At 73.3% G+C, this 14,566-nt stretch carries 15 protein-coding genes and 1 pseudogene; 5 read left to right on the forward strand and 11 right to left on the reverse strand.

The annotated features are described in order from the left end of the window. Positions 1 to 603 (reverse strand): annotated as a pseudogene (locus tag HW578_RS03275) (thiol reductant ABC exporter subunit CydC); the annotation flags it as partial. Further along, positions 603 to 2,279 carry a thiol reductant ABC exporter subunit CydD gene (gene cydD / locus HW578_RS03280; RefSeq protein ID WP_198369101.1) on the reverse strand — a complete coding sequence of 559 codons (1,677 nt, stop codon included), beginning with the start codon at positions 2,277 to 2,279 and terminating at the stop codon, positions 603 to 605. The gene cydD and the pseudogene HW578_RS03275, both read right to left, overlap by 1 nt. Before the next feature lie 96 nt (positions 2,280 to 2,375). Between cydD and HW578_RS03285 the strand changes: the two genes are divergently transcribed. After that, entirely contained in the window at positions 2,376 to 3,269 is an 894-nt protein-coding gene (locus HW578_RS03285; protein WP_198369102.1) for a polysaccharide deacetylase family protein, read from the forward strand. Between the two features lies 1 nt (position 3,270). Continuing rightward, positions 3,271 to 3,810, forward strand: a complete 540-nt coding sequence (locus HW578_RS03290; protein WP_198369103.1) for a lipocalin family protein — start codon at positions 3,271 to 3,273, stop codon at positions 3,808 to 3,810. Between the two features lie 95 nt (positions 3,811 to 3,905). Here HW578_RS03290 and HW578_RS03295 read toward each other — a convergent pair whose 3' ends face one another. The 3 genes from HW578_RS03295 to HW578_RS03305 all read right to left on the reverse strand — a co-directional run bounded on the left by HW578_RS03295 (position 3,906) and on the right by HW578_RS03305 (position 7,173). Further along, complete coding sequence (locus tag HW578_RS03295; protein WP_198369104.1) at positions 3,906 to 5,495, reverse strand: hypothetical protein; 1,590 nt, start codon at positions 5,493 to 5,495, stop codon at positions 3,906 to 3,908. An 83-nt stretch (positions 5,496 to 5,578) separates the two neighbouring features. Then, positions 5,579 to 6,418 (reverse strand): GNAT family N-acetyltransferase, encoded by an 840-nt coding sequence (locus HW578_RS03300; RefSeq protein WP_369407806.1) that lies wholly within the window; start codon positions 6,416 to 6,418, stop codon positions 5,579 to 5,581. A 5-nt stretch (positions 6,419 to 6,423) separates the two neighbouring features. After that, the gene (locus HW578_RS03305; RefSeq protein ID WP_198369105.1) at positions 6,424 to 7,173 is read right to left on the reverse strand and encodes an SDR family NAD(P)-dependent oxidoreductase; all 750 of its coding nucleotides are present in this window, start codon (positions 7,171 to 7,173) and stop codon (positions 6,424 to 6,426) included. Between the two features lie 168 nt (positions 7,174 to 7,341). On the opposite strand from HW578_RS03305, the gene HW578_RS03310 reads away from it, so the two are divergent. Further along, complete coding sequence (locus HW578_RS03310) at positions 7,342 to 7,767, forward strand: PaaI family thioesterase (protein ID WP_198369106.1); 426 nt, start codon at positions 7,342 to 7,344, stop codon at positions 7,765 to 7,767. Positions 7,768 to 7,909: 142 nt separating this feature from the next. Here the strand turns inward: HW578_RS03310 and cysQ are convergent, their stop codons facing one another. After that, complete coding sequence (gene cysQ / locus HW578_RS03315) at positions 7,910 to 8,692, reverse strand: 3'(2'),5'-bisphosphate nucleotidase CysQ (RefSeq protein ID WP_232478577.1); 783 nt, start codon at positions 8,690 to 8,692, stop codon at positions 7,910 to 7,912. A gap of 69 nt (positions 8,693 to 8,761) precedes the next feature. On the opposite strand from cysQ, the gene cysD reads away from it, so the two are divergent. Next, positions 8,762 to 9,742, forward strand: coding sequence for a sulfate adenylyltransferase subunit CysD (gene cysD / locus HW578_RS03320; RefSeq protein ID WP_198369107.1), 981 nt, complete (start codon positions 8,762 to 8,764; stop codon positions 9,740 to 9,742). 1 nt (position 9,743) lies between these two features. Next, positions 9,744 to 10,274 carry a GTP-binding protein gene (locus HW578_RS28620; protein ID WP_198369108.1) on the forward strand — a complete coding sequence of 177 codons (531 nt, stop codon included), beginning with the start codon at positions 9,744 to 9,746 and terminating at the stop codon, positions 10,272 to 10,274. On the opposite strand, the gene HW578_RS03330 is transcribed toward HW578_RS28620, so the two are convergent. From HW578_RS03330 to HW578_RS03350, 5 genes are all read right to left on the reverse strand, one after another. Continuing rightward, on the reverse strand, positions 10,271 to 10,810 hold the full coding sequence (locus tag HW578_RS03330; RefSeq protein WP_198369109.1) for a hypothetical protein: 540 nt from the start codon (positions 10,808 to 10,810) through the stop codon (positions 10,271 to 10,273). The two genes, HW578_RS28620 and HW578_RS03330, sit on opposite strands and share 4 nt — an antisense overlap. Further along, positions 10,810 to 11,667, reverse strand: coding sequence for a hypothetical protein (locus HW578_RS03335; RefSeq protein WP_198369110.1), 858 nt, complete (start codon positions 11,665 to 11,667; stop codon positions 10,810 to 10,812). The genes HW578_RS03330 and HW578_RS03335 overlap by 1 nt, the downstream gene beginning before the upstream one ends. Beyond that, positions 11,660 to 12,958, reverse strand: a complete 1,299-nt coding sequence (locus HW578_RS03340; protein WP_198369111.1) for an NAD(P)/FAD-dependent oxidoreductase — start codon at positions 12,956 to 12,958, stop codon at positions 11,660 to 11,662. Before HW578_RS03340 ends, HW578_RS03335 begins: the two co-directional genes overlap by 8 nt. After that, on the reverse strand, positions 12,955 to 13,845 hold the full coding sequence (locus HW578_RS03345) for a DMT family transporter (RefSeq protein WP_198369112.1): 891 nt from the start codon (positions 13,843 to 13,845) through the stop codon (positions 12,955 to 12,957). Before HW578_RS03345 ends, HW578_RS03340 begins: the two co-directional genes overlap by 4 nt. Positions 13,846 to 13,927: 82 nt before the next feature. Then, entirely contained in the window at positions 13,928 to 14,449 is a 522-nt protein-coding gene (locus HW578_RS03350) for a cysteine dioxygenase family protein (RefSeq protein ID WP_198369113.1), read from the reverse strand. Between the last annotated feature and the right edge of the window lie 117 nt (positions 14,450 to 14,566).

The following is a 14,566-nucleotide window of genomic DNA, read 5'->3' on the forward strand; positions in this document are numbered from 1 at the left end:
CAGCCCGCCCTGGGCGCGCGCCACCGACTCGCCCGCGCGCGCCGCCGCCGGCGCCAGCAGCAGCGGCAGCAGCAGGGCGGCGCAGAGCGGCAGCGCGAGCACCGCCGCCAGGACGGGATCGGCCCCGCCCACCACCACCGCGATCGCGACCACCACGGCCAGCGCGGAGACCGCCGGCACCAGCACCCGCAGATACAGGCCATCGAGCGATTCGACGTCGGCGACCAGCCGCCCGAGCAGGTCGCCCGCCTGTCGCATCCCGATGCCGCGCGGCAGGCGCGCCGCGAGTCGGCTGAAGAACCACACTCGCATGTCGGCCAGGGCGCGGAAGGTCGCCTCGTGCGTCACCAGGCGCTCGAGGTAGCGCGCGACAGGGCGGAACAGCATGACCGGGCGCAGCCACAGCAGCGCCGCGAGACCGAGCCCCGCGACCGCGACACCGCCGGCCTGCCCCCCCGCGACGGCACCCGCCACCACGCGCCCGGCGAGCACCAGCAGCGCCACGCCTCCCAAGGTCGAGAGCACTGCCGCAAGGGCGCCCGCCAGCAGCCACCAGCCTCGGCCGCGCCAGAGCCCGAGAACGCGGATCAGGTCGCCGAGCATCAATTCCCCGCCATGCGGTCGCCCGCCTCGCGCCCGGCCGAAAGCTGCAGCACCTTGCCGAAATAGCCGCGCGCCGCGCGCGCATGCGTGGCCACGATCGCGGTGCGCCCAACGCAGAGCCGCCGCAGCGCGTCCAGCACCACCGCCTCCGTCCCCGGATCGAGATGCGTGGTGGGTTCGTCGAGCAGCACCAGCGGTGTGTCGCGGAGGAAGGCCCGCGCCACCGCGACGCGCTGCGCCTGGCCGCCGGACAGGCCGAAGCCGCCCTCACCCACCGGAGTATCAAGGCCCAGCGGCAGGTCGGCCGCGAATTCCATCACCTGGGCGGCGCGCGCCGCGGCGTCGATGGCCGTGGCGTCGGCCTCGGGGCGGGCGAAGGCGATATTCTCGCGGATGGTGCCGCGGAAGATGTGCGCACGCTGGCCGACATAGGAGCACAGGCGGCGCAGTTCGGCCGGGCGCAGCAGCGTGATGTCGTGCCCGTTGATCGCCACGCGCCCGGCATCGGGGCGGCGGAAACCCATCAGGATGCGCAGGATGCTGGTCTTGCCCGACCCCGATTCGCCGGTGAGCAGCAGCGTCTCCCCGGGCAGCACGCGGAACGACACGCCATCAAGGGCCGGCGGCCGCGACGGGTCGTAGGACAGGTGCACGTCCTGGAAGGTGACCGTCACCTTGGGCGGCACTTCCTCGAGCAGCAGACCCTCGGGCTCCGGCGCATCCAGCAGCGGGGCAAGGTCCGCCGCCGCGCCGCGGGCGGCGAGCTGCTCGTGATAGGCGCCTGCAAAGGCGCGCAGCGGGGCGAAGAAGACCGGGACCAGCAGCAATGTGAACAGCGCGGTGACCGGTGCCGGGTGCGTCCCGGCCACCAGGGGCCCGTGGCGATAGGCCAGGGAGGCCAGCGCGATGCCCACGATCAGCTCCATCGCCCCGGTCGAGACGAAGGCGACGCGCAGCACGCGCATGGTGCGCATGCGCAATTCCTCGGCCGCGGCGCCGAGCCGCGACGCCTCGGCCTGCTGCTGGTTCAGCAGCACCAGCACCGGCAGCCCGCGCATGCGGTCGAGGAAGCGTCCCGAGAGCCGCTGCAGGGCCGCGAATTGCCGCCGGCTCGCCACGCCGGCGCCGATGCCGCTGATGGCCTGCGCGACCGGCACCAGCACGCCGGCGCCCAGCAGGATCAGCCCGCTCACCGGATCGGCCAGGGCGGCGGCCCCGGCCACCAGCAGCGGCGCCAGGAGGGCCAGCGCCGCAGCAGGGAGCCAGCGGGCGAAGTAGCCCTCCAGCGCCTCGATCCGTTCGACCACCAGGGCGGATTTCTCGCCGACCGCGCGTTCGTCCTGCGGCCCGGCGGCGAGCAGGCGGGCGAAGGCGGCGGCGCGCAGCCGGGCCTTGGCGTCCTCGCCCACCGCGATCTGCGCGCGTTCCTGCGCCATGGCCAGAGCCGCCATCAGCAGGGCCAGCGCGGCGGCGGCAGCGAGTTCGCCGAGGCCGGCCTCCGCGCGGCCGAGCAGCGTCGCCAGCAGCCGCGCGATCAGCAGCGCCTGCGCCACACCGCAGGCCGCGATGCCGAGGCCGAGCAGGATGGGGGAAAGGAGCCGGGCGCGTTCAGACCGTGCCTCCCGCTTCAGCAGCGCGGCAGCACCGACCTCCGCGCCCGCCGGAAGGGAAGCCATCCGCGCAGATTAGGCCATCGCGCCGGCGACCGCCACGGGGGGTGTCTTGCGGCCCTGACGGACCGGCCCCATCAGGGGGTGGACAGGAGGACCGCGATGCTGCCGACCCACGGGCGCTACGACTACCATGCCTGGCCGACGCGCCGGGCCTATGCCTGGCCCAGCGAGGCGCGGCTTGCAGTGTATCTGGGCGTCAACCTCGAGCATTTCGCCTTCGGCGAGGGGCTAGGAGCGGAGCTCGCGCCAGGCGGGCCGCAGCCCGACGTGCTGAATTTCGCCTGGCGCGACTACGGCAACCGGGTCGGCGCATGGCGGCTGCTCGCGCTGCTGGAGGAGGTCGCGCTGCCGGCCACCGTGCTGCTGAACAGCGCGATGTACGACTACGCGCCCGCCCTGGTGGCCGCGCATCGTGCCCGCGGCGACGAGATCGCCGGCCATGGCCGCACCAACTCCGAGCGCCAGTCGGTGCTGCCCGAAGCCGAGGAGCGCGCCCTGATCGCCGAGAGCACGGCCGCGATCGCGCGCCACGAGGGCGCATCGCCGCGCGGCTGGCTCTCGCCCTGGATCGCCGAGAGCCGCGCCACGCCCGACCTGCTGGCCGAGGCCGGCTACGCCTACACGCTGAACTGGTGCGCCGACGACGCGCCGATCTGGATGCGCACGCGCGCCGGTCGGCTGCTCGCCATCCCCTATCCGCAGGAGGTGAACGACATTCCCTCCATCGTCGGCCGCAAGGACGGCGCCGAGCAGTTCGCCGACATGGTCGTGGACGACTTCGAGGAACGCCTGCTGCAGGTCCGCGACGGGCTGCCGCAAGTGATGGGCATCGCGCTGCATCCCTACCTGGTCGGGCAGCCCTACAGGCTTCGGCACCTGCGGCGCGCGCTCGCGCATGTCGCGGCGAAGCGCGGCGTCGTCTGGATCACCACCGCGGGCGGCGTGCTGGACCATGTCCTGTCGCTGCCGCCCGGCACCATACCGGGAGAATGAGATGCGTCGTGCCCTGATCACCCTCGCGCTGCTGACCGCGGCCTGTGTCACCGAACCGGGGCCGGGCGCGCCACGCACGGTCGGCACCGTGGACCTCGCGCGCTACGCCGGCACCTGGTTCGAGGTGGCGCGCTTCCCGACCTCCTTCCAGGACAGCGCAAGGGTGCGCTGCGAGGATGTCAGCGCGACCTACGCGCCCCGGCCCGACGGCAGGATCAGCGTGGTGAACCGCTGCCGCAACGCGCTGGACGGCGGCGCGGAGCGCGTGGCGGAAGGCGTGGCGCGCAGTGCCTCGCCGGGCAATGACCGGCTGCGGGTCAGCTTCTTCTGGCCCTTCTACGGCGACTACTGGGTGATCGGGCTCGACCCCGACTATCGATGGGCCGTGGTGGGCGCGCCGGGGCGCGACTACCTCTGGGTCCTGTCGCGCACGCCACGGATGACGGCGGCGGATCTCGACGCGGCGGTCGAGATCGCGCGGCGCGAAGGCTTCGACACCGCACGGCTGCAGCGCACGGTGCAAACACCCGGCGGCACCTGACATCCCGGAGATCGGCGGGCGGGCCGCAGCTACGTCCCCTCGCATCGCTCGACGACGGGGCCGCTGATGCGCGGCTCGCGCGGCGCGCGCCCCCCCTATCGCCGGCGGGCCGGCGCCACCACGATCTCGAAGCTCCCCGGCCCGGTCCCAAGGACGCCGGCGCGCACGAAGACCTCCCCCTTGCGCGCCGCATCGACGGTGAGGCGGGAGGTCAGCCCGCCGCCGCCGTCGTCATCCTCGGCCAGCACCTGCCCGGATTCGTCGAGGATCTCGAGGATCGTGTCGGTGCCATCGCGCAGCGCCTGCGTCTGCACCACCAGCGCACCAGGCGGCAGCCGGAAGAAGGCGGATTGCCCGCGGCGCAGACGGATCGGCACGCTCCTGCCCGGCTCGATCGGCGGCGCCGCGGCCGCGGCCGCGAGCGAGGTCGGGAAATCGGCAGGTCCGTGGGTGTCGGCCTCGACCACCAGTTCGAATTCGCCCGCGCCATCGCCGAGCAGGCTCGCGCGCACGAAGAGCGGCCGCGGCTCCGCACCCGCGACTTCCAGCCGCGACGCCAGGCCGCCGCCGCCGTCATCATCCTCGGCCAGCACGTTGCCATCGGCATCGAGCAGCGCCAGCACAGTGTCGGTCCCGCGCCGCAGCGCGCGCGTCAGCACCGCGATGTCGCCCTCCGGCAGGCGAAAGACAGCGCTCTGCCCGCGGCGCAGGCGCAGCGGCACCGTCCCGCCGATCGTCAGCGCCGGGGCGGCCGCAGCCTCCCGCAGGCTGGCCGGGAAGGGCGGCGCGGGTGGCGCGGTGTCGGGCGTCACCACCAGTTCGAAGGCGCCCCCGGTGCCGAGCACGCGCGCGCGCACATAGAGCGGCCGGCGCTGCCCGGCCGGCACTTCGATGCGCGAGGCGAGCTGCTCGTCGCCGCCATCGTCATCCTCGGAGATCTCGCGGCCATTCGCGTCGAGCAGCGCGAGCGTGGTGTCGGTGCCGGTCGTGAGCCGCCGCGTCAGCACCACCAGGTCCTGCCCGCCGGGGGGCAGGCGGAAATAGGCCTCGTCCCGACCGCGCAGGCGGATCGGCACGACCTGTCCGACGGTCAGGGCGTGCTGGCCAGCGGCCTCGGTCAGGCTGCGGGGGGCGCCGGTGGGGTCGGCGGGCGGCGCCTGGCGCAGCACCAGTTCGAACTGCCCGCCCGCCTGCTCCAACACGCCGACGCGCAGAAAGAGCGGGCCGCCCTGGTCGGCGGCGACCTCGATGCGGGAGGCGAGGCTTTCCTCGCCGCCATCGTCATCCTCCGCCAGCAGCCTGCCCTGCCGGTCCAGCAACGCCATCACGGTGTCGGTCCCGCGACCCAGGCTACGGGTCACAGCCTCGAGATCGAGGCCCTCAGGGAGGCGAAAGAAGGCGGATTGGCCGCGTCCGAGGTCGATCTTGACCGTGCCGCCGACCGCGAGCGCCGGGGCCGCGGCGGCCGCGGCGAGGTCGAGCGGCAGCGGCGTGCCCCCCGGCAACCCCCAGCCCTGGACGGGCTGCAGCAGCGCCGGCAGGCCACGCCCGATTTCAGGCGCGATGTTGGCGCGCTGCGCGAGCGCCCCACCGGCCGCGAGCGTCGCCGCGAGCACCATGACCGGCAGCATGGGCGTCGCCAGCTGCGGGCCGATTCGGCCAGGCGTGCCGTGGCGCTGCGTCATTCGTTCCGCTCCGTTCCGATCGGGGAGGATCCAGCGCTAGACCCTGCCGGTCCGGCCGGTCAATCGCGAAGGCGCGGCACCTGTCAGCCGAGCTCGAAACTCGTGATGCCGTAGGTCCCGTCGATCGGCAGGGCGGGCGCCGGGCCGGCATACATGCGCGCGGTCTCGAAGGCCGGCGCCATGCCGGCTTCGCGCGCGAGGGCAATGGCGTCCGCGTTCGGCTCAGGCAGGTCGATAAACACCGGGCCGGGCGGCGCCTCGGCCAGCAGCGCCGCGAAGAGCGCGCGCGCCGTCGCGCCGTCCTGCGCGAAGAGCGGGCCGATCTTCGATCCCTCGCGGCAGGGGCGCAGCGCCGCGAAGCCCAGCAGGCCGCCCGGCGCCGTCGCGACGCGCGCGACATGGCCCGGGGCGGCGATCCAGGTGCGCAGGAAGGACCCGCGCGCGGCCGGGAAGAAGCGGCGGTCGAAAGCGGCGAGGGTCTCGAAGGGCACCTCCCCGGCCGGGCAAATCCGCGGTGCCTGCGGGACCGCCGGGGCGACCGGTCGCGCCGCGCCATAGCGGATGTTCCGGTGCAGCAGCGCGAAGCCCGAGCGCCGGTAGTTCGCCTGCTGCGCCACCACGCCGTCCAGCCCGACCGTGCCCGGGGCGAGGCGCGCCATCGCCGCCCGCCACAAGGCGAGGCCATGGCCGCGCCCGCGATGGCCCGGCCGCACGATGTAGAAGCCGAGGAAGCCGAAGCCGGCGCCGTAGCGCACGGCGGAGACGCAGCCGACCGGCTCGCCCGCGACCTCGGCCAGCAGGAAGCCCGAGGGATCTGCTGCCAGGAAGCAGTCGGCATCGGCCAGGCCAGGGTTCCAGCCCTCCGCCGCCGCCCAGTCGAGCGCGAGGTCGAGCTCCTCGCGTCGCATGCTGCGGATGGTCACGCTGCTCAATGCATCACGTCCCCGCCATTGGGCGAGAGGCAGGCGCCCACGTAGAAGTCACCGCCGGGGCCGGCCAGCAGCAGGGCGGTCTCGGCGATCTCCTCCGGGCGGCCGAGGCGGCCGGCGGGCAGCGCCGCCTCGATCGCTGCGCGCCATTCGGCGCCGCGCGACTGCGTCAGCGCGGTGTCGACCGGTCCCGGCGCGATGCTGTTCACCCGCACGCCGCGCGGCGCGGCCTCCAGCGCAAAGGACCGGGTGAAGGACAGTATGGCGCCCTTGGCCGCGGTGTAGGGCGTGAGGTTCGCCGCGCCCTTGAAGGCCAGCTGCGAGGAGAGCGTGATGATCCGCCCGCGCCCGCGCGCCACCATGCCCGGATAGACCGCCTGCGCGGCGACGACGGTGTGCATGAAGTGGACGTCGAGGATGCGGCGGAAGGTCGCCTCCGGCAGTGTCTCGAGCGGGCCGCGCAGATTCATGCCGGCATTCGCCACCAGGATGTCGGCGGGGCCGAGCGACGATTCGGCGGCGGCGATGAAGGCGCGGAGCCGGTCGCTGTCGGCGACATCGAAGGATTCCGCGTGGCTGCGCCGGCCGAGCGCGGCGAGGGCGGCTGTCGTCTCCGCGGCGCCTTCGGCGTCATCGAGGTGGCAGAAGGCGACATCGGCACCCGCGCGGGCGAAGGCGCGCACGATCGCGCCCCCGATGCCGCGGCTGCCGCCGGTGACGATCGCAACCTGCCCCGCCAAGAATGTCATGACCCTGCCCCCCTGATCCATGACGCCTTGTTCGCGCATCGCGCAGGCCGCGGCAACGGGTCGCGGGCCGTCGGGGCCTGCGGCGCCGTCGCCCGGTCCGCATCACGATGCATGGCGCCGCCACGCCGCTTCGGGCAGCCTGCCGCGCAACGGACCCGGACCCTGCCGATGACCGACGACGACCTTGCCCCCGCCGCCATACAGGCGGTTGTCCACCGCGGCGTACCGCTCGCCGCGGCCTGGGGGGTCGAGGTGCTGCAGGCGCGCGGCGGCACCGCCACCTGCCGTCTGCCCTGGCAGGAGGCGCTGCTGCGTCCGGGTGGAACGGTGTCCGGCCCGGCGTTGATGGGCCTGGCGGACGTGGCGATGTGGGCGGCGCTGCTTGGTCTCACGGGCGGGCGCGACGAGAGCCTGACCACCAGCCTCACCATCCACTTCCTGCGCCGGCTGCCGCCGGGCCCGGTGATCGCCGAGGCGCGGGTGCTCAAGCGCGGGCGCATCATCGTGGGCGAGGTGCTGATGCGCGGGGAGGGCAGCAGCGAGACCGCCGCGCATGTGACGACAAGCTGGGCCGCGGTGGCGCCGCGCGCCTGACGGCGCCCCGGCAGCGGCGTTGGCATCCGCCGGATGGTGCCTGTTGCAGCCCGGCATCGGGCCGCTCGGCCACCCGATCATGATGCTGTCGTTGGACGCCCGGGTGGGGGAACGGCCGGCATCGGCCGTCCCAAGCGCTCCCTCAGGCCTCGCTGCCCCAGGCAATGAAGCCGCCATTGCGCCAGTCAGCCCCCGCCTTGCCATAGCGGAAGGGCGCACCGTCCGGGCAGACCACGCGCCCGCCGGCGGCCTCGAGCACCGCCTGCCCGGCGGCCGTGTCCCACTCCATGGTCGGGCCGAAGCGGGGATAGACATCGGCCTCGCCTTCCGCGACCAGGCAGAACTTCAGCGAGGAACCGACCGAACGCAGCCCGGATATCGGCAGCCCGGCGAGGAAGGCCTCGGTCTGCGCATCACGGTGCGACCGGCTGGCCACCGCAACCAGGCCGGCGGCGGCAGGCGCGCGCACGGCGATCGGGCGCCGCGCCGCGCCATCCGGCCCGGTTGCCTCGGCACCTGCGCCCAGCGCCCCGATCCAGAGCCGCCCGAGCGCCGGCGCGTGGACGACCCCGGCCACGGGCACGCCGCCATCGACCAGCGCGATGTTCACGGTGAATTCGCCATTGCCGGATATGAACTCCCGCGTGCCATCCAGCGGATCGACCAGGATGAAGGGGCCTTCGGGCGCGCGCCCGGCGCGTGCGGCATCCTCCTCGGAGACGACGGGCAACTCTGGGCAGGCCGCGGCGAGGCCCGCGAGGATGACGTCGTGCGCCGCGAGATCCGCCTGGGTCAGCGGGCTGCCGTCGTCCTTCGCCTGAACCTGGGCGGCGCCGTAGAAGGCCATGATGCGCGCGCCTGCCTCCTGCGCGATCACGGCGAAGCATTCAGCCAGGCGGCTGCGCAGTGGCGTGTCTGTCATCATCAGCGCGGCTCCAGCCCGGTCCCTGCGCGGAACTTGCGCGGGGGAGGGCGCCATGGGAAGACCCGCCCAATGCAGCGCCCTGGCGCCAAGCCCTTGTCCGACGCGCATATCGAGCCCGAGGGGTCCGTGACCATCACCACACGCAAGGCAGCTTTGACGCCGCATCTCGCGCGGCTCGAGGCAGAATCGATCGGCATCATCCGCGAGGTCGCGGCGTCCTTCCGCAAGCCCGTGATGCTCTACAGCATCGGCAAGGATTCCGGCGTGATGCTGCACCTGGCGCTGAAGGCCTTCGCGCCGGGCAAGCCGCCCTTCCCGCTGATGCACATCGACACGACCTGGAAATTCCGGGAGATGATCAGCTTCCGCGACGCCATCGCGAGGCAGGTGGGCATGGAACTTCTCGTGCACACCAACCAGGACGGGCTGGCGCGCGGCATCAACCCGATCGCGTCGGGCTCCGCGCTGCACACGCAGGTTATGAAGACCGAGGCGCTGAAACAGGCGCTCGACATGCACGGCTTCGACGCGGCCTTCGGCGGCGCGCGGCGCGACGAGGAGAAGTCCCGCGCCAAGGAACGCGTCTTCTCCTTTCGCGGCCCTGGCCATTCCTGGGACCCGCGCGCGCAGCGTCCGGAATTGTGGAACCTGTTCAACACGCGCATCCGCGACGGGGAGAGCATCCGCGTCTTCCCGCTGTCCAATTGGACCGAATACGACGTGTGGGACTACATCCTGATCGAGGACATCCCGGTGGTGCCGCTATACCTCGCGAAGCCGCGACCGGTGGTGAAGCGCGCGGGCACCTGGATCATGGTCGATGACGACCGCCTGCCGCTCGAGCCCGGCGAGACGCCGCGGATGCGCATGGTCCGCTTCCGCACGCTCGGCTGCTACCCGCTCTCGGGCGCGGTCGAGAGCGAGGCCGCGACCCTGCCCGACATCATCGCCGAGATGCGCGCGGCCAAGACCAGCGAGCGCCAGGGCCGGCTGATCGATTCCGACGAGGAAGCCTCGATGGAGAAGAAGAAGCGCGAGGGCTATTTCTGAGATGACGCTTCACCGCGCCCCGGAAAGCCGGGAACTGCTCCGCTTCCTCACCTGCGGTTCCGTCGATGACGGCAAGTCCACGCTGATCGGCCGCCTGCTCTTCGACAGCCAGCTGATCTTCGAGGACACCCTCGCCGCGATCACGCGTGACAGCCGCAAGCACGGCACGACCGGCGAGGACGTGGACCTCGCGCTGCTGGTCGACGGGCTGGAGGCGGAGCGCCAGCAGGGCATCACCATCGACGTCGCCTACCGCTTCTTCGCCACGCCGCGGCGCTCCTTCATCGTTGCCGACACGCCCGGGCACGAACAGTACACGCGCAACATGGCGACCGGCGCCTCGGGTGCGCCCGGCAGCGGCATCGGCCCCTCGGACGCGACACGGACCACGACCGGCATGACCCCCGGCGCGCCCAGGGCCAGGTCCAGGCCGCCCCCGGCGGCCTGCACGGCCAGCACCAGATGCGGCTGCGCCGTCGGACCGAGCCGCGCCGCCTCGAGCCGAATATCCAGCACCCGCGCCTCGCCCTAGCTGCGAAAGGCGAAGCGCGGCCGGCCGGTGGTGACGGGCAGGCGCTCGAACAGGAAGCGGCGGCCGACGATCAGCGCCAGCGCCTCGGCTGCCGGCGCCGGACCGCCGGCGGCCCCGGTCAACGTAAGCGTGGACAGCCGGAACCCCACCGCGCGCATGCGCCCGCCCGGCACCGGCAGCTGCGCCAGGCGCTCGGCATGGAACCAGAATTCGGCGCGCGGCTCGGCCGCCATGGCGGTCGCATCCCAGGCGAAGTCGAGGATGCCGAGCATGCCCTGCCGGCGCGACGTGACCGCAAGCCGGTGACCATTGAGGAAGACCGCGACCTCGGGTACGACCTCGCCCTGCAGCACCAGCAGCCGTGCCTCGCCCCGCCCGGCGCCGGCGGGTGCGGCCATGCGCAGCACCGAGAAGCGGCCCGGGCCGCTCCAGCGATAGCCGATCGATTCCTTCATTTCCGGCTCGTGCCAGCCGCTGCCGTCGACGGCGAAGAGCAGGTCGTGCACGTACTGGCGCCGCCAGGGTCCGGCATCCATCAGGGCTTCTCCAGGCGCCAGGCGTTGCGCTCGGCCATGCGCACCACCTCGATGCCGAAGCGCGTGCCGGAGATGACCATGAGGTCGTCGATCGGGTAGCCGGACTCGCCTTCCGGCGCGACGGCCAGCAGCAGGTCGGCCATGGCCTCCGCCACCGGCCCGGGAGCGAGGCGCGATAGCGCCGCACGGCGTGGCGCCAGGTGGCGCATCAGCACGCCCAGGGCATGGCGCCAGCCTGGCCTGTCCCAGGCCTGTGCATGGGTCAGGTGGCGGATGCCCTCGCATTGCACCGCCATCACCGGCAGGTCCTGCAGCATGGCGTCCAGCACGATCCAGTAGTCCCACCAGGGCACGCCGAAGGCGAAGCCCGAGAGGTCGAGCCGCGCGGCCATCGCGCGCGGCATCAGCACCAGGTCGTAGCCGTAGCGGTAGGCGGTGCCCTCGCCCTGGTGGCGATGCAGCACATCGGTGCGGTTGCAGGCGACCAAGGCGCACCGGGCGCGCTCGACCAGCGCCGCGCGCTGCGCCGCATCGAGCTCGAGCAGGATATCCGCGTTCACCAGCCCGACCACGGGGGCACCGGTGGCCACCGCGCAGGCCAGCGCATCGGCGATCCATGCGCCGGGGCGCCCGAAGGTTTCCGCCACGCCGGGCCGCGCCACCAGGATCTCGAGCTGCGCCGGGAGGTCGCCGAGGCGGCCGCGCTCGGCCTCCGGGTTCACCGTCATCACGCGCCAGCCTGGGGTGGGCCAGGAGGCTGCGCAGGCGGCGCGCCAGGCCGGCCCGGCCTCGATCCCGCTCGGACCGGGTCGGCGCATCACCGGCGGGATGGAGGTGGCGAGCGCCGCTTCAGTCACGCGCATCCGCGCGCCGCAGCTTGGCGACGTTCCAGGCGATGCCGAGCGCGCGGAAGGCGTGGCCGGGAATCGTGCGCAGGTGCGTCTCGACCGGCGCGGCGATGTCGCGCAGTGCGGTGCCGCTGCTCGCCTTCGCCAATTCGCGCCCGAGGATGGTCGCGAGTGCGACACCGCGCCCGTTGCAGCCGGTCCAGGACAGCACGCCGGGGGCCAGTTCGTAGACATGCGGCAGCTTGTCCGCCGTGCCGGCGACATAGCCGTGCCAGATGTAGTCGAAGCGCACCTCGCCGATCTGTGGAAACACACTGCGCACGCGCTCGGTGATCCGCGCGCGGATCCGCCCCTCCCAGCCGAAGGGCACGATCAGCCCGCCGCCGGTGACCAGGCGGCCATTCGCGTCGAAGCGGTAGAAGTACAGGTCGCCGCGCGTGTCGGACAGCGCATGGCCCTCGGGCAGGATGGTCTTGCGGATGTTGTCCGAGAGCACCGAGGTGGCCATCTGGTAGGAGCGCACCGGCACGATGGTGCGCTTCAGCGCAGGCCAGAAGTCGCCGGTATAGGCGTGGGTGGCGATCACCACGCGCTCGGCCGTGACGGTGCCGCGCGGGGTCGTCACCACCCATCCGGCGGCGCTGCGCGCGATGCCCGTCACGGGGCTGCCGGTATGCACGACGGCGCCGGCGCCGATCGCCGCCCTGGCCAACCCGCGCGCGAGGCCGAGCGGGTTGATCCGCCCACCCGTCGCATTGCCCCAGCCGCCGAACCAGTGGTCGGTGCCGGTCAGCGAGGCCATCTCGGCGCGCGAATACATCCGCACCGGCGCGCCGCGGCGGCCCCAGGCCTCGGCGCGCTTCTCAGACAGGCGCAGGCGGGATTCGCGGTGCGCCGGCTGGATCCAGCCGTTCTGCACCGCCTCGGCCGCGATGCCGTGCCGGCGGATGAGGTCAAAGGTGAAGGCGGCGCTGTCGCGGATCAGGCCGACGAATGCCTCGCCCTTGTCGCGGCCGCCCTGTTCGGGGGCGACGGAGGCGGCGATCTCGTCCGGATCGACGCGCGACAATGTCGGGATCACCTGGCCGTTGTTGCGCCCCGAGGCACCCCAGCCGATCTCGTTGGCCTCGAGCAGCGTGACCGGCACGCCGGCCTCGGCCAAGTGCAGCGCGGTGGACAGGCCGGTGAAGCCGCCGCCGACGACGGCGACGGAGGTACGGGCATCGCCGAGCAAAGGTGTCGTAGCGGGCGGTGGCGGGGCGGTCGCGGCCCAGAGGCTCGGGGGCATCGGCGCGCTCATGCCGCCTTCCTTCCGGTGAACAGCACGGCCGCGAGCATGCCGCCCACGGCAAGCGAGGCGCCCAGCCCCTGCAGCAGCGAGATCGGCTCGTGCAGCAGCAGCGCGGCGAGCAGCAGGGCGGTCACGGGCACCATGATCGACAGGGTGGCCGCGCGCGTCGCGCCAAGCAACTCCACCGCCCGCGCGTAGAGGAACATCGCGAGCGCGCCCAGCACGAGCCCCTGCGTCGCGAGGTGGAGCAGGATGGAGGCCGGCGGCAGCGCGACGACCGCCGCCGCGCGCCAGGGCAGCCAGATCGGCAGGACCACCGCAGCCGAGACCAGCGTGACGGCCGCCGTGGCGGGAATCGCCGGCACCTGCCAGCGCCGCAGCAGCAGGGTAAAGACCGCCCAGGTCGCACCCGCCGCCAGCAGCAGCAGGTCGCCCCGCCAGGCGCCCGGGTGCGCGCCCGCCACGCCGTCCCATCCGATCATCAGCACGCCCGCCGCCATCACGCCGAGCGCGGCGCCGCGCCCGCGGCTCGGCCATTCGCGCAGCAGCGGAATGGCGAACAGCGCACCTGCGATCGGCACCGTCATGGGCGCGATGGTGCCGCCATGCGCCGCCGGGGCGTAGACCAGCGCGGTAAGGAACAGCATCAGGTTGGGCACGCCGCCGAACAAGGCCAGCAGCAGGATGCGCCGCCAGCCGATGCGCACCAGCGCCCCGCGCGCCTGCCAGGCGAGCGGTGCGAGCAGGAGTGCGGCCGGCGCGTAGCGGAAGGCCGCGAGGTCGAGCGGGTGGAATCCCTGCCCCGCCAGCGCCGGGCGCGCCACCACGGCATGCCCGCCCCAGATCACCGAGGAGCCGACGCCGAGTGCGAGTCCAAGCAGGATTTTCGGATTCATCGCCCGCCACCCTGCCCCGCCGCGCCGCCGCGCGATACGGCGCCGGCGCGCGGGCCAGCCATGCCCGGCCCGGCGCGGCGCGTCAGGCGGCGAAGACGCGGTTCAGGTCGGTGCAGAAGCGGGAATACGGCAGCCCATAGGCATGGATCGAGACCGCGGTCTCGGTGCCGAGATTCGCCAGGCGATGGATGGCATCCGCGCGCGCCGGCCCGTGCGAGGTATCGCCAGGCCGGCGCAGCACGGCCGCGACCTGGACCGGGTATTCGGGGTCGTCGCCGGGGGCGTAGAAGGTCTCGGTCAGCAGGCCGCGATGCACGCCCACGGCGCACCAGGCCTTGTGGGCATGGATGGGCGACATCTGGCCCGGGCGCCAGACAAGGGCGGCGACTGCCCAGCCTTGTGCCGCATCCTCGTGCAGCAGGTGTCGGATGTAGCCCTCGGCGCGGCATGGACAGTCGCGGCCACGCAGCAGCAATGGATCCGCTGCGTGGAGCCCCAGGACCTCGGCCACCGCGGCCGAGGGATCGCCGGCGTTGCCGAGCAGCGCGGCGGATATCCCGGCCACCATGGCATCGAGGCTGCCGCGGGCGGCGATGACGTTCATGCGCGATCCTGGCACCAGACTGTCGGCGCTGCCGCGGGATGCTACAGCGCTGGCGCAGCCTAACGCAGGAGAGGAAAAAACTTCAAGATGATAGTGTGAGGAAAATTTCACCCATTC

Origin of the sequence: Roseomonas rosulenta (genome assembly GCF_016106005.1) — a bacterium.
GTDB lineage: Bacteria > Pseudomonadota > Alphaproteobacteria > Acetobacterales > Acetobacteraceae > Neoroseomonas > Neoroseomonas rosulenta.